The organism is Actinobacillus vicugnae (genome assembly GCF_901687125.1).
GTDB classification, from domain to species: Bacteria; Pseudomonadota; Gammaproteobacteria; order Enterobacterales; family Pasteurellaceae; genus Actinobacillus; species Actinobacillus vicugnae.
The window spans coordinates 79,660-97,444 of sequence record NZ_CABFJY010000044.1 but is presented as its reverse complement, the minus strand read 5'-3'; the positions used below and the strand labels follow the sequence as shown (position 1 = coordinate 97,444).

The window sequence follows — 17,785 nt, the reverse complement described above, 5'->3', positions numbered from 1 at the left end:
TTCCTTTTTGGAAAATAGGGAAATAAAATAATAATGAATCAAAGTATAGCACGACAGGCAAACGTTTGCTTGTGAAATTATGTTAACTGAAAACAATCTGAGCAATGTAAAGAATTATCCACAAATCATAATTTAACGCTATCAAGAAGCGGATGAAATGTGTTACCATATGCGACCATTTTTTCAAATTATGTAGTTGCTAGTTGCAATCAGAATCGGAGATAAAATATATATGACCACCAGTGCGAATAAACGATCAGTAATGACTCTTTTTTCAGATAAAAATGATGTGTATAGCCACCAAGTGCGCATTGTCTTAGCAGAAAAAGGTGTGCCTTACGAAATTGAAAATATTAGTCCTGACACGATTTCTGAAGATTTAATGGAAGTAAATCCATACGGCAACGTACCTACTTTAGTTGATCGTGATCTTGTGTTATTTAATTCACGTATCATTATGGAATACCTTGATGAACGTTTTCCTCATCCACCGCTAATGCCAGTTTATCCAGTGCTACGTGGTAAATGCCGTTTAACTATGCACCGCATTGAACAAGATTGGTATTCATTAATTGATATTGTGAATAAAGATCCTGAATCAAAAGAAGCGAAAAAAGCATTGCTTCAATTACGCGATGAAATGTTAGCGCTTGGTCCCGTATTTGCAGCAACACCTTATTTTATGAACGAAGAATTTAGTTTGGTAGATTGTTATGTAGCACCGTTACTTTGGAAAATGCACAGTTTAGGTGTTGAGTTTACAGGAGCGGGCAGTAAAGCAATCAAAACTTATATGACTCGAGTTTTCCAACGTGATAGCTTCGTGCAATCAATCGGCGGCGCAGCGCCAAAACATTTAATGGATGAAAAAGACTAATGAAACCATTACGCCCATATCTTTATCATGCTTATTACAGCTGGATTATCGATAACGATAATACACCGTATTTACTTGTTAATACCGATTATCCAGATGTAGATGTGCCGACAGAATTTATTCGTGATGGCAAGATCATCTTAAATATTGCACCTCGTTCAGTTGGGCAGTATGTTGTAACAGACGAGTCAATCCGTTTTAATGCACGTTTCCAAGGTATGTTACGAGATGTATATATTCCACTTGGTGCATTAGAAGCAATTTATGCACAAGAAACGGGCGATGGTATTATGTTTCAAGATGAGCCTTATTATAGCGAACAGGCATATAGCGAGCGAAATAGCGAGCCACAACAAGAAGAAACAAAGCCTAAAGCGAAGAAAAAGGCAACGCATTTAAAATTAGTGAAGTAGTCTGATTAATACCTATATTACAGGCGGTCAATTTTTATCGAAAACTTGCAAGTTTAACGAAAAAGCTGACCGCTTGTTTTGTATGTTGAGTAGGGTAAAGATAGGAATGTTCAGCCAATAAAAAAGCCACCAATTAAGGTGGCTCTAATATTGATGAAAGTTAAGCTGTGGTCTGAGCAATAACAGGGGATTGAGAACGTGTTACACCTGCCATTTCAGTTAATTCATCCATACGGTTAATTGTAATATATTTACCTTGTACTGTAATCATGCCACTTTTTTGGAAACGACCAAGTAAACGGCTAATGGTTTCAATGGTTAAACCCAAGTAATTACCAATATCGCCACGTGTCATTGTTAAACGGAATTCTCGGGCTGAAAAACCACGCGCAGAGTAGCGCTGTGATAAATTATGTAAAAACGCCGCTAATTTCTCTTCTGCGCTCATCTTTGAAAGCAATAAAATCATTTCCTGATCATTTTTAATTTCATTACTCATTAAGCGCATAATTTGATGACGGATTTTAGGCATTTTTCCTGCAAGATCGTCCAAAATATCAAATGGAATTTCACAAATCATTGAGGTTTCAAGTGCTTGAGCAAAACCAACATGTTTCATATTCATGATTGCATCAAAGCCAACTAAATCACCTGGTAAATGAAATGCTGTGATTTGTTCTTCACCGCTTTCACTAATTGTGTAGCTTTTAATAGTGCCTGAACGAATAGCATAAATAGAACGAAGTTCATCGCCAGATTGGAAGATAATTTGAGATTTTTGAACAGGTTTTTTGCGCTCAATAATATTATCAAGCTGAGTTAATTCATGTTCGTTAAGCGTGAATGGTAAACAAAGCTGACTAATACTGCAATTTTGGCAGTGAATAGTACAAGCTGCACGATTTGTATTCTTTACGTCAGAAACGATTTTCATAGGCTTACCGTGTATAAATAGGTAAAAGTTTGACTTGGCGCAAATATATCACTAATTATCGTTATAATAAAGATGCAACTGAATTAATTTAATCTAAAAAGTTATTTTCAATACAATTTTTATTTTAGGGATAAAGAAAATTAACTCCACAATTTGAAATATTTTTTCAAAAATGAGATCTAGTTCAAACTTTATTTGGAAAGAGTATGCTAGTATTTCTATCAAAGATAAGATTTAGACAGGCAAATAAGGAGTCTATTATGTACAAACATATTTTAGTCGCAGTTGATCTTTCTGAAGAAAGTCTCATTTTACTCCGTAAAGGCGCAAGTCTTGCTGAAAAATGTGGGGCAAAACTTTCGCTTATTCACGTAGATGTGAATTTTTCAGACCTCTATACAGGTTTAATCGACATTAATATGTCTTCTGTACAAGATAGTGTCGTACAAGAAACCACAAAAGCACTGAATGAATTGGCAACCAAAATTTCCTATCCTGTGTCCGAATGCCTGAATGGTACAGGGGATTTCAGTCAAGTATTAGAAGAGGCGGTAGATAAACACCAGATTGACTTACTTATCACAGGGCATCATCAAGATTTCTGGAGCAAGTTTATGTCATCAACTCGTCAAGTTATGAATAATGTTAGCGTTGATATGTTAGTTGTTCCGTTAGCTGATGAATAAATAACTTACCAGACGTTTTTGAAGCATTTGACCGCTTGAAAGCCTTATCCGTTTTCAAGCGGTCTTTTTGATGATTTCTCTTAAAAATCTTTACTTGCCAATTAGCAAAGAAAGGAAAAACGTGTAGAATAGCAAAGTTTATAACTAACATATATTTGTTTATACATTTTAGAGTGCTATTTAAATGAAAACAACTTCAGAAATTAGACAATCGTTCTTGGATTTCTTCCACAGTAAAGGACATACCGTTGTACCAAGCAGTTCTTTGGTACCAGAAAATGACCCAACCTTGCTATTTACTAACGCAGGGATGAACCAATTTAAAGATGTTTTTCTTGGCTTAGAAAAACGCTCTTATACTCGAGCAACTACTGCACAACGCTGTGTGCGTGCAGGTGGTAAACATAATGACTTAGAAAATGTAGGTTACACCGCTCGCCATCATACTTTCTTTGAAATGATGGGTAATTTCAGTTTTGGCGATTACTTCAAACAAGATGCCATTCAGTACGGCTGGGAATATTTAACTTCACCACAATGGTTAGGTCTACCTAAAGAAAAATTATATGTAACAGTTTATGAAACCGATGATGAAGCTTATGAGATTTGGAATAAGATTGTAGGTGTTCCAACTGATCATATTATTCGTATTGGTGATAATAAAGGCGCTCCATACGCTTCAGATAACTTCTGGGCAATGGGGGATACTGGTCCATGTGGTCCTTGTACAGAAATCTTCTATGATCACGGTGATGCATACTGGGGTGGTTTACCTGGTAGCCCAGAAGAAGATGGTGACCGTTACATTGAAGTTTGGAATATCGTATTTATGCAATTTAACCGTCAAGCAGACGGTACAATGGAAAAATTACCGAAACCATCTGTAGATACAGGTATGGGTTTAGAGCGTATGACTGCGGTAATGCAACACGTTAATTCAAACTACGAAACCGATATTTTCCAAACATTGATTAAAGAAGTAGCTGGTTTATTAAACGTAACAGATTTAGATAATAAATCATTACGCGTAGTTGCTGACCATATTCGTGCTTGTTCATACTTAATTGCAGATGGAGTAGTGCCATCAAATGAAGGTCGTGGCTATGTATTACGTCGTATTATTCGTCGTGCGGTACGTCACGGCAATCTTTTAGGTGCGAAAGAAGCGTTCTTCTATAAATTAGTGCCAACACTTGCTACAGTAATGGGACAAGCGGGCGAAATTTTAACGCAAAAACAAGCATATATTCAAAAAACCTTAAAAGCAGAAGAGGAACAATTTGCTCGTACGCTTGAGCGTGGTTTAACACTATTAGAAGATGCGTTAGTTAAAGTTGAAAATAATACGCTTTCAGGTGAAGTAGCATTTAAATTGTATGACACTTATGGCTTCCCACTTGATTTAACTGCCGATGTATGTCGTGAACGCAATATCGCTATTGATGAAGCTGGCTTTGAAGCAGAAATGACCGCACAGCGTGAACGAGCTAAAGCAAGTAGCAATTTCGGCACAGACTACAACAATGTTATCAAAGTTGATGGTCAAACAGAATTCGTCGGTTACGATAACTTAAATGCTCAGGCGACAGTTGTTGCATTATTTAGCAATGGAAATGCGGTTGAGCGTATTCAATCTGGTGAATCAGCGGTAATTATTCTCGATCAAACGCCATTCTATGCGGAAATGGGGGGGCAAATCGGTGATAGCGGTCTAATTTCAAGCGACATTTGCAATTTCGTTGTAAGTGATACACAAAAATACGGACAAGTATTTGGCCATATTGGACAATTAAGCTCGGGTAGTTTATCGGTTGGAGACAAAGTTACTGCAAGTGTTGAAGCAGGCCGTCGTAAGGCAATTACCGCAAATCACAGTGCAACTCACTTATTACATTCTGCATTACGTGAAGTGTTAGGTGAACATGTAGCACAAAAAGGTTCATTAGTTTCTGAAAACGCACTACGTTTTGACTTCTCTCAACCAGAAGCGATGACGAAAGTACAATTAGAAGAAGTTGAACGTATTGTAAACCGTAAAATCCGTGAAAATATCCAAGTAACAATTGAAACAATGGATATTGAATCAGCGAAACAAAAAGGCGCAATGGCATTATTTGGTGAAAAATACGGTGATGTTGTCCGAGTTGTTGGTATGACTGAATTCTCAATTGAACTTTGCGGCGGTACTCACGTCCAACGAACTGGCGAAATTGGTTTATTCAAACTCGTTTCTGAAGGTGCTGTTGCTGCGGGTGTAAGACGTGTAGAGGCAATTACTGGTGAACAAGCAATTGATTGGTTACACAATCAACAAAAAATTATCCAGCAAGGTGCTGAATTATTAAAAGCAGACAGCCATGCATTAGTTGAAAAAATTCAACAACTTCAGGACAAAGCTAAACGCACCGAAAAAGAACTTCAACAACTTAAAGATAAGTTTGCTGCGCAAGCAGGTTCTGAATTAGCAAAACAAGCTAGCCAAATTAATGGCGTGAATGTGATTGTTCAGAAACTTGAGGGCGTAGAAACCAAATCGTTACGTACGATGGTAGATGATCTAAAAAATCAGTTTAAAGATGCTATCGTAGTTTTTGGTAGCGTAGCAGATGATAAAGTAAACTTAATTGTTGGTGTTACTAAGGATCTTTCAAGCAGAGTTAATGCTGGTGAACTTGTTGGAGCAATGGCTCAGCAAGTAGGTGGTAAAGGTGGTGGCCGTGCTGATATGGCTATGGCTGGTGGTTCAGAACCACAAAACCTTGATTCAGCACTCAAATTTGCGCAAGAATGGATTCAAGCGAAGCTTTAATAATTTTATAAGGCAAGGTAAAGGATGAAACCTTGCCATAAAAGTTCTATATGAGTGTAATAGAACTTTTAACCCAGGAGATTAACTATGCTTATACTAACTCGTAAAATTGGGGAAAGTTTACTAATAGGGGATAATGTTGAGATAACTGTACTCAGTGTTCGAGGCAATCAAGTCAAATTAGGTGTAAACGCACCAAAAGAAATCTCAGTTCACCGTGAGGAGATTTATCACAGAATCAAAGCATTAGCAGATGACTCTGTTGATGTGCAGCAGGAATAAATTCTTCTATCCCTAAACATAAGGAGCATATGAGTAAACTTTCTGCTTTAAAGTCTACGATATTCGTGGGCAATTAGCACCTAACTCATACATTGATATTGCTTTTGACGTGAGTTTGACCACATTTTCTTCTTATAATGAGAAAAGACGGTTTATGAAGGTTATTATGTGATAAGTTTGCTCTCACAAGCTTTCTTAGCAAAAAATGATTATGTGAAGAGCATTTATGATCCTCGTTTAGTGTGGAATACGGAAGAATTCGTGAAAGAAGCAGGTGGCGAACCTTTGGCGCGTTTAGATTTAGAAACAAAAGATGACAAACAACTTATGCAAGAAAAACTGATGAAATTCTTGTGTTACTTCGTCAATAATTGGTAGAATTTAAACAAAATTAGACCGCTTGCAACATTGTAAGCGGTTTTTTATCAATACGTAAAAACGTATTTATTTCCGATGCAAATGCATCTATTTATAAGGATTATAAAATGAAAGTGATTATTCCTGTTGCGGGTCTTGGTACACGTATGCTTCCAGCAACTAAAGCAATTCCAAAAGAAATGCTAACTATTGCGGACAAACCATTAATTCAATACATTGTGAATGAATGTGTGGCTGCGGGTATTAAAGAAATCGTATTAGTTACGCACTCCTCAAAAAATGCGATTGAAAACCACTTTGATACTTCTTTTGAGCTAGAAACCATGCTTGAAAAACGTGTAAAACGTCAATTACTAGATGAAGTGCGCTCAATCATTCCAAAAGATGTAACACTAATGCACGTACGTCAAGGGCAAGCAAAGGGCTTAGGTCATGCAGTATTATGTGGAAGAGCAGTGGTAGGTAACGAACCATTTGCGGTAGTTCTGCCAGATGTAATTTTAGCGGAATTTACTGCTAATCAAAAAACTGAAAATCTTGCAGCAATGATCAAACGCTTTAAAGAAACCCATTACAGCCAAATTATGGTTGCACCAGTACCAAAAGAAGATGTGAGTAGCTACGGTGTAGCAGATTGTGCTGGTGTTGAAATTCCAGCAGGCGAAACGGCTAAAATTGTAAAAATGGTAGAAAAACCAAGTGTAGAAGAAGCGCCGTCTAATTTAGCAGTTGTTGGACGTTACGTATTCTCTGCAAATATCTGGGATCTACTTGAAAGAACCCCTGTCGGTGTGGGAGATGAAATTCAATTAACTGATGCGATTGATATGTTAATTGAGCAAGAAACCGTTGAAGCGTTCCATATGACTGGTCGTACTTTTGATTGTGGTGATAAGTTAGGCTATATGCAAGCATTTACCGAATATAGCTTACGTCATGATAAATTTGGCGACGCTTTCAAAGCATTTATCAAACAATTAGCAAAAACATTATAATGATAAAGAGGCGCAAATTTTGCGCCTTTTTACTTAAATGAAGTTTGTTCTTCCAGATCTTCAATTGCTTTTAAACATTTCATTCTACGGAATTCTGTTTCCTGAATTTGCCTTTCTAACCGTGTTTTTTCCGCTTCTTTGGCGTTATAACCTTTTTCTACTAACCAACTAATCTTTTCATTTAATGCTCTTAATGCTTTGCGATATTCATATAAACGGCGAGTAGGAGCGAGCGAGTGAATATTTTTTGGAAAATGGAATGCCGATTGAAAGAGTAGTGCATTATTTTCTTGTTTTAAAGGCTGAATCGCTTTTTTTAGTGCTTCAATTTGATGAAACAACCTTGTTGCATAGACATTTGCGTAGTCTTCGGAAGATTGCAGACTTAATATTGTTGCAGTATGAAGGATTTCTTGCACAAAAAATGACACCTTTTGCTTTTGAACGGTGAATATATGCTCAGAAATAATCACTTCATACTCATAAAATGGTAGAAACATATCTAATTGTTTTTCAACTAAAATAGGGAAATTGCTCATCATAATCGCATGGTTTAATGTAATTTAGGGCTATTATAAATTGATTTTTAATGATTGTAACCGTTTGCTTTTGTGCAAAATTTCAACCAAAAAATAAGAATTTTCTGATTTTGTGAGCTTTATCACAAAAAAAATCACTTTTTTTGTAAGTTTAATAAATATCAAACTTGTTTGTAAATACCCTTTAATATCAATATGTTATATTTTTCATAAAAATGGAGTGATTAATCTTTTTTTATACAAATTTTATTCCATTTTTCATAAAAATAATTTAACTGTTTGTTTTATAAGGTCTTTTTAAATGTTTTATTTGGAGTGCAATCCCTATTGACATGCTAAATTGATTTTGCCATTATTCGTTCGCAATCACATTTACTTGAAGAACTCTTACACTGTAAATGTTAGTTTTGGAAAATTACTCTTACACCTTATCAAGAGTAATTTTAAATAAACTTAAAATTAAAAATTAAGGTGAACATTATGAAAAAAACTCTAGTTGCATTAGCAGTAACAGCATTCGCGGCATCAGCTTCAGCGGTAACCGTATATGATGCCGAAGGTACTAAAGTACAAGTTGATGGTTCTATTCGTTTAGTAATGGAAGAAGCAGGTACAGTTAAAAAATATGCAAATGGTGCAAAATCAGGTAAAACTAAATCAAACTTACGTAACGCAGGTAGCCGTATTGGCGTACGTGTAAACCATGATTTAGGTGATGGTTTCTTTGCATTAGGCCGTGCAGAATTCCGTTTTGATGGACACAACTCAGGTCGTGATAAATTCGGTGATATTTATACAAAACGTGCATACGCTGGTTTTGGGAAAAAAGAATTAGGTGAAGTAACATTTGGTCGCCAATTAACAATCGCTGATGATTACGGTCAAACAGATGATTACGAATACGGTATTGTTCCTTCATACATTGCAACCTCTGGTAATGCGGTTGTTCGTTATGACTATAAAGGTATTGAAGGTTTACAAGTAGGTGCTAACTATAATTTTGCTCAAAATACAACTGATAAAGGAGCAACATTATCACCTGCAATTAAAAATGCTTTCGGTTTAGGTGCGGTATATGAAACTCAATTAGCTGGTAATACATTTAATGTAGAAGGCGGTTATGGTCGTACTAACTATGAAACAGCTCAAAATTACAAACACTATCAAGATGGTTATGAAATCGCATTAGGTTACACAATCGGTGATTTAAAATTAGTAAGTGACTTCGGTTATAAATACGAAAAAAATGATTCAAAACGCACAAAAGCGTTCTTCGTTGCTCCAGGTTTCCAATATCAAGTGATTCCAGCTTCACGTATTTATGGTAACTACTTATATGAGCGTGCAGAAACAACTGCTGCTAAAGTAGATTCTGCGAAAGAGAAAACTCACGGTTTCTTATTAGGTGTTGATTATAAATTCCACAAACAAGTTGTAGCATTTGTTGAAGGTAAATTAGTTCAAACTAAAGAGTACACTGCGGCAAATCGTGGTTATGACTACCAAAGCAAATCAACCGATAAAGCAATCGGTGTAGGTATGCGTGTTTACTGGTAATTTATTACCAAACGCTTAACTAAATAAGTAAAACCCCAATAGTGAAAACTGTTGGGGTTTCTTTTTATAAATAATAGGCATATTAACCGTGTAGAGAAATGCTGTGTGGTTTTTTTATCAGTTTTTAAAGATAAGGAAAATAATAGATAGGACTTTATAAGATAATTTATTTATCTTTGTCTCTATTTAACATAATCTACATTATGCGAATTAAAATGATGTAAGTCATTGATTTGTAAGGGTTTATTGTTTTTCATTAACAAGCTCAATTGTTGAGTTTTCATCAAAATTATATGTAATCCCTTTACGACCACCTTCCATCGCCCATTCACGTGGATAAACTAAAACCATCACTAATTTATTTTTGAATTGCTCAATGGTTCTTTTTAAATTGTCATTTACACAACGATCATCTAATTTAACTTCTTGGGTTGATGTGTTGTAACCACCGTAGCCATCGGGTTCTTGAAGCTGCAAACCCAAATTGTGCTTATCTTTGACTTCACCGGTTTCACGGTTAGTAAATGATGAATTTTTGTATCCTTTAAGAATACCGACGATATAAAAACCTGTACGCATAAAATGCTCCTTTAAAATGTTATAACTTAACTACTAAAACTTAAGCAACTAACCGCAATTTCGGCATATTGCTTGGATATTGATAAAAATCGGGGGCTTTAAACGGTTTAACGAAGATCTGCTCACATGAAATCACTCTAACGGCTTGGAATTTTTCTATATCACAAGGGTTTGCGATATCTATCCCTATTTTGCGTAATCTTGCTCGGTGTAATTTAAATTGAGCCTCTTTTAAAAAAAGATTCTGCCCATTAGCCCATAACATAGCGTAATAAGCGGTTGTACTCGCTTTACGCAATGTATCGACTATCCCTTCTGAAACAAGTTGCTCGGCTATTGTTTCTAATTTCACTTCGCTCACACTTAATTTTTTATGCATATCTACAAACCCTTTCTGTAATGCTTCTAAATCCGAAAAATCACTTAAACCCCAGTAACAAAGCCCTTCTCGCTGTAAATAACGTGACTTAAGCTTTTGCTCAAAGCGAACTACCCCATTTTGTTCGCAGTAATCGTAAACTTTTTTGTAATATTGAAATTCTGCTGACTGTTCACCAAATTTATTTTTGATTTTGTCGTAAGAATGAATTAATAGCTCTTCATGCTTGATATAACAGGACGGGTAAATAAGATTGGCATTGCCCTTTGCACTTAGCCAGTCTGCTGTGCAGCCGTTTGTATGTAATCTACCGATTGAATTGCGGTAACGCATTTGTGAAAGGGCTTTTAAGAAAGTACGTTCATTGCCACGACCTACGGAAACATTAGTCGTAATATCTAAACGCTTGATGATTGCGCCATTTGAAAAGTTACGTACTTTTTCACCGTCTTTGCCTTGACAGTGGAAAATCTCAGTACAACGAGTAAATAAAGGGAGTTTAAGAGAGAAAAGAATATTATTGAAACAAGAAACACAAGAATCAATATCGGTAAAGCCTAGAACATTTTCGACTTTATTCCAACGGCTAGGATTACCTTCCATCCGAATAACCGACCCAGAAACCTTAATCGAAACTTCATCGCAGAAACTGCCTTTGTGACGATATTTTCCTGTTCTTATGCCATTTTGAACTTCTCCAGTGTCTAAATGAATGCCTATTACACCGAAATCAAAAATAGATGCAAGCGTAGATTCTGGAATTTCGAATCCAAAATCTTGTTCTATTGATAACCAGTCGATGTGATAGTTCATAAAGCAACCTTTTAATTTTAAATATTCACTTGCTCACAAGTGATAATATCTTAAAAGATTTTTCATTTGTGAGCAAGTGATCAATATCACATTTTCTAGAATCATTTTTGTGAAATACAATGTACAAATCAATTTAAATGCTCAAAATAAGGATAAAAAATGAACACTGCTAAACGTAAAAATTTAGGCGTACCAGCTGAAACGCATATGAAAATAGAAAGGGTTGCTGTAGAAGTGACGGCAAAGACAGGTCGAGTCACAAAATGGACTGATGTTGTAAATTTTATGATAGAAAATTATCTAAATGAGGCTAAACAAGACTTAATACACAAAACAACGGAAACAACAAAATAGATAAAAATTGAACAAATTTTTTAACTCGGAAACATTAAAAAGTATGGAAAACCATACCAAAGTTCGGGTGTTACAGAACTCCCGAACTTCTTTGCGCGCTTTTTATACAACTTTTAACGTTTATAAAAATGCCCTCCCGCTGTTCTTCGATATGTCCTGATAAACTCATCTAAATCAACAGGTACGTCTGAATTAACTAACTCCTGAAGAAATAACATAAAATGCTCCAGCTGCTGAAATCGCTTGTCTGTCGCTGCTGGAGGCTCGTTCCTATCATAACGAAAACGGACTTCAATGGAATCAACGGTTAAATAAATACGATGTTCGGTCATTTTTAAGAGTTTAACTGTCTCAAAGAAATGCTTAGGTGTGATGTGAGATAAAGTGATATCAGCCATAAAATGCCCTTAATGCACTATAGCCTAATTCGCATAATACAAGGTTATGTGTAAATTTTTCGGGCAGCCTTGGGAATTTTACTGCCCTCAAATTCAACATAACCTTAAAAAGCATTATGCGAAATAGGCTATTTAAGAATTGTGTAAAGTTAATATCGTTTAGTTTTGCAGGGAGTGCGAATGCTTCGCACATTTTTACGCTAAGCCTTCGGCTACGCTTACGTCATGGGATTTTATACAGTAAAATCCCCCGACACCCCCTATTTCTCACAAATGAGAAAACCTAAATTATTGATTTTTGTTGTTTTGGAGTCAGAGAAGATCACTTTCGAATTGATTTTAATATCAGTTTTAAAGAATAGGTCATAACACATATTAATTTTACGTTCAGCAGTCTGATTAAACTTAACACAGTTAAAGCGGTCTTCACAGAATGAAACGCTTAAATCAACCGCATTACGTCTGAATCGGACTTTAAATCCTTGCTCAACAACGTCAAAACGCTTCGATGTTGATTCAGATACGGGACTACGAATCGTTTCATCAAATTCGAATCTAGATTCGCTCAATGATTCGCAGTAATCTCCTTCAACACATGAAATAAATGTTCTTGAATAGGTGAAATTATCAGATTGAGAACTGAAAAAGTCAGCTACATTCTTATTGATAAGCAGAAAATTCATGCTTAGCCCAAGTTTCCTATTTAATGAAAATGGTGCTAGTGAATTAAGTAGCTCATCAAAAAATGAAACTTTTTTATCAATTTGTGTGCGTGAGTAAATATAAACAACTGGCTTAACAAATTTTGCATCAAGAGTTAAATCTTCACTTGTTTTAACTTTTCCAGCCACAACACTATGATCTTTAAAATTATCTGGGTTGTTATTTACATCAACATATTTAAAATTTTTAGCTATAGAGTCGTAATAAACAGGATAACTTTCAACCTGATAATTATCATTAATGTTCAAGTCTGTAGCCTCATGCTTTGATAACTCTATGATTCCGTCATTGTTTTTCATGCAAGAGTAACCATTTGAATCACATGATTTTAATAAGTTTCTTTCGTTGATTTCGCCTGTAAAGTAAAAAGGGCTATCCCCTTCAACATAAATATTTAGGGGTTGTGTATAAGCCATTTTTAAATCAGTTACGCTAGATATATCTACTTGTTGTTTAGCGTCTGAATTTTTTGATATTACAAACATTAACAGTATCAATGTTAGCAATTCTTTCATAATTGTCTCCTTTTTTAATTATGAAGTAATTAAGATCGCCTATGGTATTTATGGAAATTAATTTTACACAGGCATTGTTTTTAATTTTGTTGTCAATGTTTTCTATGTGTGTTTCATCTGGTTTTTTCTCGTATTTCCCTAAAAGTTCAGAGAGATAATAAAATGAGCCTCCCAAGCAAATAACTGATGAAAATAATATTAGTTTGAATTGCGATGATTTAAAAAAGTTTTGCCTGCTATCAATAACATTTTGTTTTCCATTGACACCATCAAAACTTTTATAAAGCTTAAAAATTTCATCATCATACTTATTGTGATATTGCGCAATTAATGCTGTTTTTGAAGTTTTTACGCCTATGAATACATCAACCCGATAGCGTTTAGAAAAACCGAGCATTGTCATTTTACGCATGACGAATGTAGATTCGATTCTATCTTTGATAAAGCGAGGAATCCCAGTGATTGATTGGTTAATTACGATAAGATCACAGCAATCCCCTTTCTCATTTGTAAAATGCCTATGTTCGGCAATGAACGAGCGGTGATTCTGATGAATTTTGTCGCTAGGAAATATCCTCCACACTTCATCTAAACAGATTAAATCTCCTGCCTTGCAGAAAGAGTTCTCTGCCCCTTTAAATGGAAAAAAGTCCTCTTTTTGGCAATCCTCATCAGTGACTTTGATTAATGTACCAAGTGATTCACGAGAAGCTTTTTTATCTTTGCTTAAACAATATGCAACTAACTTTTCTTCAGAAATGCCTTCTATGTTAGTCACAATATTTCGACCTTTTTTAAAAGCTTCCAGAATCACTGAAGAAACTACTTCATAAGATTTTCCAGAACCAGGAATACCAGTATAAGCAAAAATCGACATATAACTAACCTACAAACGGAATGCGACGAATCATGAAGCGTGTCATATAAGCACTTAGAATCATTTGAATTCCAACATCAATTTTGAAGACAGATAAGAAAAATAAAGACTCTGAAGGGATAGACTCGAAATAACGTTGTAACTCTTGTTCTGGTATGAATACTTCGAAAAGTATTGGAACAACTTCCGTTACAACTAAGAATATAATTGCAAAGACAACAAATTTAATAACTAAGGACTTAAAAATAAAAGATAAAATCCCAGAAAAAGATTTTGACAAAAAAGAAATGATAACGTTCATAAAATATATCCTTATGCTGATAAAATCACTCTTAATGAGATAACTCCCCAAATAAATAAGAATAACGCACCTAATGATTCTGCTGCGCTTTTAAATACTTGGCAATGAACATCAATTTTTTCATTAATGGCTAAAAACTTAGTGTTGAAATTTATATCTAACGGAGGACAGCTTCCACCGCTGAAAGATAAATTGGGAATAAATCCTTCTTTACTTTTTTTTAATTCATTAAACACCTTTTTAATATCAAATTCTTCGAGTTCAGGATAAGATAATTCTCCATTACCAGTATCTTTATCCCCATCACCTTCGCTTTTACCAGTACCGAGGCCCTTTCCATTTCCAGTACCTTTATCACTATGCCCAGAACCTCCATTGGTACCTCCCGACCCACTAGACGAAGAATCATTATTCGCATTACCACTTGATGAACCAGAATTTCCACCGGAACCTCTTAATTCATTGATTCCATTGTTCGCCTCTGTAGTACCTTGATCAGAACTACTACGCTTTGCCTCTTGCTTAGAAGAAGCATAATTTTCTAAAGTATCTCTATCGCAATTGGTTTCATTACATACACCAATGACGGGATTTCCTTCTTCATCTGAACCTTCTTTATTAAACGCACAAACAGAAGAACCATCTTTAGAAATTGCACATCTATCCGTTCCGTTTTCAAAGCCTAAAAACTCTTCATCTTCTCCTTTCTTTTGTACTTTCCCGTCAGCTAATGCATTTACTAATGACTGCGCTATATCACAATTTCCCGCTTTTAATGCTTTTTTTAATGCACTTAGTAATGGTTTTCTATAATTGTCACCAACAGAAAAATTTATTCTCTGTGCATATTTAAATGCACCGTCAGCAAAAGTATTACTTTCAAAATTAGTGCCGTAATTAAATACCATGCTATATTGATCTAACTTTACATCTAAGTAATCTTTTCTCGCCTGAGGATCTCCATCTTCATCCATACCGTGAGATGTTTTTAAATTACATTTCGAGGTGTCAAAATCGTTTGATGAATCTTTCTTTGAGTTAATACGATAGACGTAACCAACTTTAGACCATTGGGCAATAGCAAATACATCTACAGATATAAAAGAGAATAAGCATAATATGATTAATTTAATCCGGTGATTACAGCCCAAGCGCATACAATACCCCATACAAAAAAAATAAATTGCCACATGATTTTTTACCTCTTCAGTCGATAGATAAAAAAAGAGGTCGCGTCCTCATGCTTGCGGGCGCAACCTCCTTTTTTACCTATACGCCTGATTAAATACGTTTCATCATACCTAATACTGAACGCACACCGATACCAACAGCTAAAAAGCCACCTACAGCAACACCTAGGGCAACAATTGCAGTTTTTGCATCAGAAAGATCTACAGTTGCGACAATATCACCAGTGCCTTGAGCATTTGCGATTCCAGCTAATGCTAAAGAACCTACAATAACTGCACCTTTTGCTAATTTATTTTTAAACATAAAATGTCTCCTTTTATAAAATATTAATGAATGCAATAATTACGCTCTAATTTGTTTTAAAATTAAGCCTATGCTCTTAGCAAAAAACCAGAGCGAAACCGTTGCAGAAAATGAAACAAAGAAAAAACTCGAATATTGAGAATAATCTACTGCTTCGTTTGAAGAAGGCTCGATAGGAACCTTCAATATCACTTCCCGACAATTCAAATTATTCGCCTCACAAATTTGAGATTGAAGAGAGATGAAATCCATAAAATGTACCTTTTTTATTTAACAGAATATTACATTATGCGAATTAAAATGATGTAAGTCATTGATTTGTAAGGGTTTATTGTTTTTCATTAACAAGCTCAATTGTTGAGTTTTCATCAAAATTATATGTAATCCCTTTACGACCACCTTCCATCGCCCATTCACGTGGATAAACTAAAACCATCACTAATTTATTTTTGAATTGCTCAATGGTTCTTTTTAAATTGTCATTTACACAACGATCATCTAATTTAACTTCTTGGGTTGATGTGTTGTAACCACCGTAGCCATCGGGTTCTTGAAGCTGCAAACCCAAATTGTGCTTATCTTTGACTTCACCGGTTTCACGGTTAGTAAATGATGAATTTTTGTATCCTTTAAGAATACCGACGATATAAAAACCTGTACGCATAAAATGCTCCTTTAAAATGTTATAACTTAACTACTAAAACTTAAGCAACTAACCGCAATTTCGGCATATTGCTTGGATATTGATAAAAATCGGGGGCTTTAAACGGTTTAACGAAGATCTGCTCACATGAAATCACTCTAACGGCTTGGAATTTTTCTATATCACAAGGGTTTGCGATATCTATCCCTATTTTGCGTAATCTTGCTCGGTGTAATTTAAATTGAGCCTCTTTTAAAAAAAGATTCTGCCCATTAGCCCATAACATAGCGTAATAAGCGGTTGTACTCGCTTTACGCAATGTATCGACTATCCCTTCTGAAACAAGTTGCTCGGCTATTGTTTCTAATTTCACTTCGCTCACACTTAATTTTTTATGCATATCTACAAACCCTTTCTGTAATGCTTCTAAATCCGAAAAATCACTTAAACCCCAGTAACAAAGCCCTTCTCGCTGTAAATAACGTGACTTAAGCTTTTGCTCAAAGCGAACTACCCCATTTTGTTCGCAGTAATCGTAAACTTTTTTGTAATATTGAAATTCTGCTGACTGTTCACCAAATTTATTTTTGATTTTGTCGTAAGAATGAATTAATAGCTCTTCATGCTTGATATAACAGGACGGGTAAATAAGATTGGCATTGCCCTTTGCACTTAGCCAGTCTGCTGTGCAGCCGTTTGTATGTAATCTACCGATTGAATTGCGGTAACGCATTTGTGAAAGGGCTTTTAAGAAAGTACGTTCATTGCCACGACCTACGGAAACATTAGTCGTAATATCTAAACGCTTGATGATTGCGCCATTTGAAAAGTTACGTACTTTTTCACCGTCTTTGCCTTGACAGTGGAAAATCTCAGTACAACGAGTAAATAAAGGGAGTTTAAGAGAGAAAAGAATATTATTGAAACAAGAAACACAAGAATCAATATCGGTAAAGCCTAGAACATTTTCGACTTTATTCCAACGGCTAGGATTACCTTCCATCCGAATAACCGACCCAGAAACCTTAATCGAAACTTCATCGCAGAAACTGCCTTTGTGACGATATTTTCCTGTTCTTATGCCATTTTGAACTTCTCCAGTGTCTAAATGAATGCCTATTACACCGAAATCAAAAATAGATGCAAGCGTAGATTCTGGAATTTCGAATCCAAAATCTTGTTCTATTGATAACCAGTCGATGTGATAGTTCATAAAGCAACCTTTTAATTTTAAATATT

General features: G+C 35.3%; 22 protein-coding genes. 9 read left to right on the top strand and 13 right to left on the bottom strand.

Annotated elements, in window-relative coordinates; all coding sequences use genetic code 11:
• Positions 1-232: 232 nt before the first annotated feature.
• Complete coding sequence (gene sspA / locus F8M47_RS08665) at positions 233-877, top strand: stringent starvation protein SspA (protein WP_150539707.1); 645 nt, start codon at positions 233-235, stop codon at positions 875-877.
• The gene (locus tag F8M47_RS08660) at positions 877-1,290 is read left to right on the top strand and encodes a ClpXP protease specificity-enhancing factor (protein WP_150539706.1); all 414 of its coding nucleotides are present in this window, start codon (positions 877-879) and stop codon (positions 1,288-1,290) included. Before sspA ends, F8M47_RS08660 begins: the two co-directional genes overlap by 1 nt.
• A gap of 160 nt (positions 1,291-1,450) precedes the next feature.
• Here the strand turns inward: F8M47_RS08660 and F8M47_RS08655 are convergent, their stop codons facing one another.
• On the bottom strand, positions 1,451-2,224 hold the full coding sequence (locus F8M47_RS08655) for an FNR family transcription factor (RefSeq protein ID WP_150539705.1): 774 nt from the start codon (positions 2,222-2,224) through the stop codon (positions 1,451-1,453).
• Positions 2,225-2,484: 260 nt separating this feature from the next.
• Here F8M47_RS08655 and F8M47_RS08650 point away from each other — a divergent pair, with 260 nt between their 5' ends.
• The 5 genes from F8M47_RS08650 to galU all read left to right on the top strand — a co-directional run bounded on the left by F8M47_RS08650 (position 2,485) and on the right by galU (position 7,374).
• Positions 2,485-2,910, top strand: coding sequence for a universal stress protein (locus tag F8M47_RS08650; RefSeq protein WP_150539704.1), 426 nt, complete (start codon positions 2,485-2,487; stop codon positions 2,908-2,910).
• A gap of 184 nt (positions 2,911-3,094) precedes the next feature.
• Positions 3,095-5,719: an alanine--tRNA ligase gene (gene alaS, locus F8M47_RS08645; protein WP_150539703.1), complete on the top strand. Its 2,625-nt coding sequence runs from the start codon at positions 3,095-3,097 to the stop codon at positions 5,717-5,719.
• Between the two features lie 87 nt (positions 5,720-5,806).
• Positions 5,807-6,001 carry a carbon storage regulator CsrA gene (gene csrA / locus F8M47_RS08640; RefSeq protein ID WP_150539702.1) on the top strand — a complete coding sequence of 65 codons (195 nt, stop codon included), beginning with the start codon at positions 5,807-5,809 and terminating at the stop codon, positions 5,999-6,001.
• A 168-nt stretch (positions 6,002-6,169) separates the two neighbouring features.
• On the top strand, positions 6,170-6,379 hold the full coding sequence (locus F8M47_RS08635) for a hypothetical protein (protein WP_150539701.1): 210 nt from the start codon (positions 6,170-6,172) through the stop codon (positions 6,377-6,379).
• 107 nt (positions 6,380-6,486) lie between these two features.
• Positions 6,487-7,374 (top strand): UTP--glucose-1-phosphate uridylyltransferase GalU, encoded by an 888-nt coding sequence (galU, locus tag F8M47_RS08630; RefSeq protein WP_150539700.1) that lies wholly within the window; start codon positions 6,487-6,489, stop codon positions 7,372-7,374.
• Positions 7,375-7,403: 29 nt separating this feature from the next.
• On the opposite strand, the gene priC is transcribed toward galU, so the two are convergent.
• Positions 7,404-7,916, bottom strand: a complete 513-nt coding sequence (priC, locus tag F8M47_RS08625) for a primosomal replication protein PriC (RefSeq protein ID WP_150539699.1) — start codon at positions 7,914-7,916, stop codon at positions 7,404-7,406.
• Between the two features lie 477 nt (positions 7,917-8,393).
• Here priC and F8M47_RS08620 point away from each other — a divergent pair, with 477 nt between their 5' ends.
• Positions 8,394-9,470 carry a porin gene (locus tag F8M47_RS08620; RefSeq protein ID WP_150539698.1) on the top strand — a complete coding sequence of 359 codons (1,077 nt, stop codon included), beginning with the start codon at positions 8,394-8,396 and terminating at the stop codon, positions 9,468-9,470.
• A 243-nt stretch (positions 9,471-9,713) separates the two neighbouring features.
• Here the strand turns inward: F8M47_RS08620 and F8M47_RS08615 are convergent, their stop codons facing one another.
• Positions 9,714-10,049 carry a DNA-binding protein gene (locus F8M47_RS08615; protein ID WP_150539691.1) on the bottom strand — a complete coding sequence of 112 codons (336 nt, stop codon included), beginning with the start codon at positions 10,047-10,049 and terminating at the stop codon, positions 9,714-9,716.
• Positions 10,050-10,089: 40 nt separating this feature from the next.
• On the bottom strand, positions 10,090-11,241 hold the full coding sequence (locus tag F8M47_RS08610; RefSeq protein ID WP_150539690.1) for a phage/plasmid replication domain-containing protein: 1,152 nt from the start codon (positions 11,239-11,241) through the stop codon (positions 10,090-10,092).
• Between the two features lie 159 nt (positions 11,242-11,400).
• Between F8M47_RS08610 and F8M47_RS08605 the strand changes: the two genes are divergently transcribed.
• Positions 11,401-11,595, top strand: a complete 195-nt coding sequence (locus tag F8M47_RS08605) for a hypothetical protein (protein WP_150539689.1) — start codon at positions 11,401-11,403, stop codon at positions 11,593-11,595.
• A gap of 113 nt (positions 11,596-11,708) precedes the next feature.
• On the opposite strand, the gene F8M47_RS08600 is transcribed toward F8M47_RS08605, so the two are convergent.
• From F8M47_RS08600 to F8M47_RS08560, 9 genes are all read right to left on the bottom strand, one after another.
• Positions 11,709-11,993, bottom strand: a complete 285-nt coding sequence (locus F8M47_RS08600; RefSeq protein WP_150539688.1) for a hypothetical protein — start codon at positions 11,991-11,993, stop codon at positions 11,709-11,711.
• Between the two features lie 260 nt (positions 11,994-12,253).
• Entirely contained in the window at positions 12,254-13,231 is a 978-nt protein-coding gene (locus F8M47_RS08595; protein WP_150539697.1) for a hypothetical protein, read from the bottom strand.
• Entirely contained in the window at positions 13,170-14,108 is a 939-nt protein-coding gene (locus tag F8M47_RS08590) for a zonular occludens toxin domain-containing protein (RefSeq protein ID WP_150539696.1), read from the bottom strand. Before F8M47_RS08590 ends, F8M47_RS08595 begins: the two co-directional genes overlap by 62 nt.
• Before the next feature lie 4 nt (positions 14,109-14,112).
• Positions 14,113-14,409 (bottom strand): DUF2523 family protein, encoded by a 297-nt coding sequence (locus F8M47_RS08585; protein WP_150539695.1) that lies wholly within the window; start codon positions 14,407-14,409, stop codon positions 14,113-14,115.
• 11 nt (positions 14,410-14,420) lie between these two features.
• On the bottom strand, positions 14,421-15,599 hold the full coding sequence (locus F8M47_RS08580) for a hypothetical protein (RefSeq protein ID WP_150539694.1): 1,179 nt from the start codon (positions 15,597-15,599) through the stop codon (positions 14,421-14,423).
• Positions 15,600-15,690: 91 nt separating this feature from the next.
• Positions 15,691-15,903: a hypothetical protein gene (locus F8M47_RS08575; RefSeq protein ID WP_150539693.1), complete on the bottom strand. Its 213-nt coding sequence runs from the start codon at positions 15,901-15,903 to the stop codon at positions 15,691-15,693.
• A gap of 39 nt (positions 15,904-15,942) precedes the next feature.
• Complete coding sequence (locus tag F8M47_RS08570) at positions 15,943-16,155, bottom strand: hypothetical protein (RefSeq protein WP_150539692.1); 213 nt, start codon at positions 16,153-16,155, stop codon at positions 15,943-15,945.
• 76 nt (positions 16,156-16,231) lie between these two features.
• Positions 16,232-16,567, bottom strand: coding sequence for a DNA-binding protein (locus tag F8M47_RS08565; protein WP_150539691.1), 336 nt, complete (start codon positions 16,565-16,567; stop codon positions 16,232-16,234).
• Between the two features lie 40 nt (positions 16,568-16,607).
• The gene (locus F8M47_RS08560; protein ID WP_150539690.1) at positions 16,608-17,759 is read right to left on the bottom strand and encodes a phage/plasmid replication domain-containing protein; all 1,152 of its coding nucleotides are present in this window, start codon (positions 17,757-17,759) and stop codon (positions 16,608-16,610) included.
• Positions 17,760-17,785 lie beyond the last annotated feature (26 nt).

What these genes read in the sequence shown, in the direction of transcription:
- sspA (WP_150539707.1), top strand. Translation starts at nt 233, where the DNA reads ATGACCACCAGTGCGAATAAACGATCAGTAATGACTCTTTTTTCAGAT.
- F8M47_RS08660 (WP_150539706.1), top strand. Translation starts at nt 877, where the DNA reads ATGAAACCATTACGCCCATATCTTTATCATGCTTATTACAGCTGGATT.
- F8M47_RS08655 (WP_150539705.1), bottom strand. Translation starts at nt 2,224, where the DNA reads ATGAAAATCGTTTCTGACGTAAAGAATACAAATCGTGCAGCTTGTACT.
- F8M47_RS08650 (WP_150539704.1), top strand. Translation starts at nt 2,485, where the DNA reads ATGTACAAACATATTTTAGTCGCAGTTGATCTTTCTGAAGAAAGTCTC.
- alaS (WP_150539703.1), top strand. Translation starts at nt 3,095, where the DNA reads ATGAAAACAACTTCAGAAATTAGACAATCGTTCTTGGATTTCTTCCAC.
- csrA (WP_150539702.1), top strand. Translation starts at nt 5,807, where the DNA reads ATGCTTATACTAACTCGTAAAATTGGGGAAAGTTTACTAATAGGGGAT.
- galU (WP_150539700.1), top strand. Translation starts at nt 6,487, where the DNA reads ATGAAAGTGATTATTCCTGTTGCGGGTCTTGGTACACGTATGCTTCCA.
- priC (WP_150539699.1), bottom strand. Translation starts at nt 7,916, where the DNA reads ATGATGAGCAATTTCCCTATTTTAGTTGAAAAACAATTAGATATGTTT.
- F8M47_RS08620 (WP_150539698.1), top strand. Translation starts at nt 8,394, where the DNA reads ATGAAAAAAACTCTAGTTGCATTAGCAGTAACAGCATTCGCGGCATCA.
- F8M47_RS08615 (WP_150539691.1), bottom strand. Translation starts at nt 10,049, where the DNA reads ATGCGTACAGGTTTTTATATCGTCGGTATTCTTAAAGGATACAAAAAT.
- F8M47_RS08610 (WP_150539690.1), bottom strand. Translation starts at nt 11,241, where the DNA reads ATGAACTATCACATCGACTGGTTATCAATAGAACAAGATTTTGGATTC.
- F8M47_RS08605 (WP_150539689.1), top strand. Translation starts at nt 11,401, where the DNA reads ATGAACACTGCTAAACGTAAAAATTTAGGCGTACCAGCTGAAACGCAT.
- F8M47_RS08600 (WP_150539688.1), bottom strand. Translation starts at nt 11,993, where the DNA reads ATGGCTGATATCACTTTATCTCACATCACACCTAAGCATTTCTTTGAG.
- F8M47_RS08595 (WP_150539697.1), bottom strand. Translation starts at nt 13,231, where the DNA reads ATGAAAGAATTGCTAACATTGATACTGTTAATGTTTGTAATATCAAAA.
- F8M47_RS08590 (WP_150539696.1), bottom strand. Translation starts at nt 14,108, where the DNA reads ATGTCGATTTTTGCTTATACTGGTATTCCTGGTTCTGGAAAATCTTAT.
- F8M47_RS08585 (WP_150539695.1), bottom strand. Translation starts at nt 14,409, where the DNA reads ATGAACGTTATCATTTCTTTTTTGTCAAAATCTTTTTCTGGGATTTTA.
- F8M47_RS08575 (WP_150539693.1), bottom strand. Translation starts at nt 15,903, where the DNA reads ATGTTTAAAAATAAATTAGCAAAAGGTGCAGTTATTGTAGGTTCTTTA.
- F8M47_RS08570 (WP_150539692.1), bottom strand. Translation starts at nt 16,155, where the DNA reads ATGGATTTCATCTCTCTTCAATCTCAAATTTGTGAGGCGAATAATTTG.
- F8M47_RS08565 (WP_150539691.1), bottom strand. Translation starts at nt 16,567, where the DNA reads ATGCGTACAGGTTTTTATATCGTCGGTATTCTTAAAGGATACAAAAAT.
- F8M47_RS08560 (WP_150539690.1), bottom strand. Translation starts at nt 17,759, where the DNA reads ATGAACTATCACATCGACTGGTTATCAATAGAACAAGATTTTGGATTC.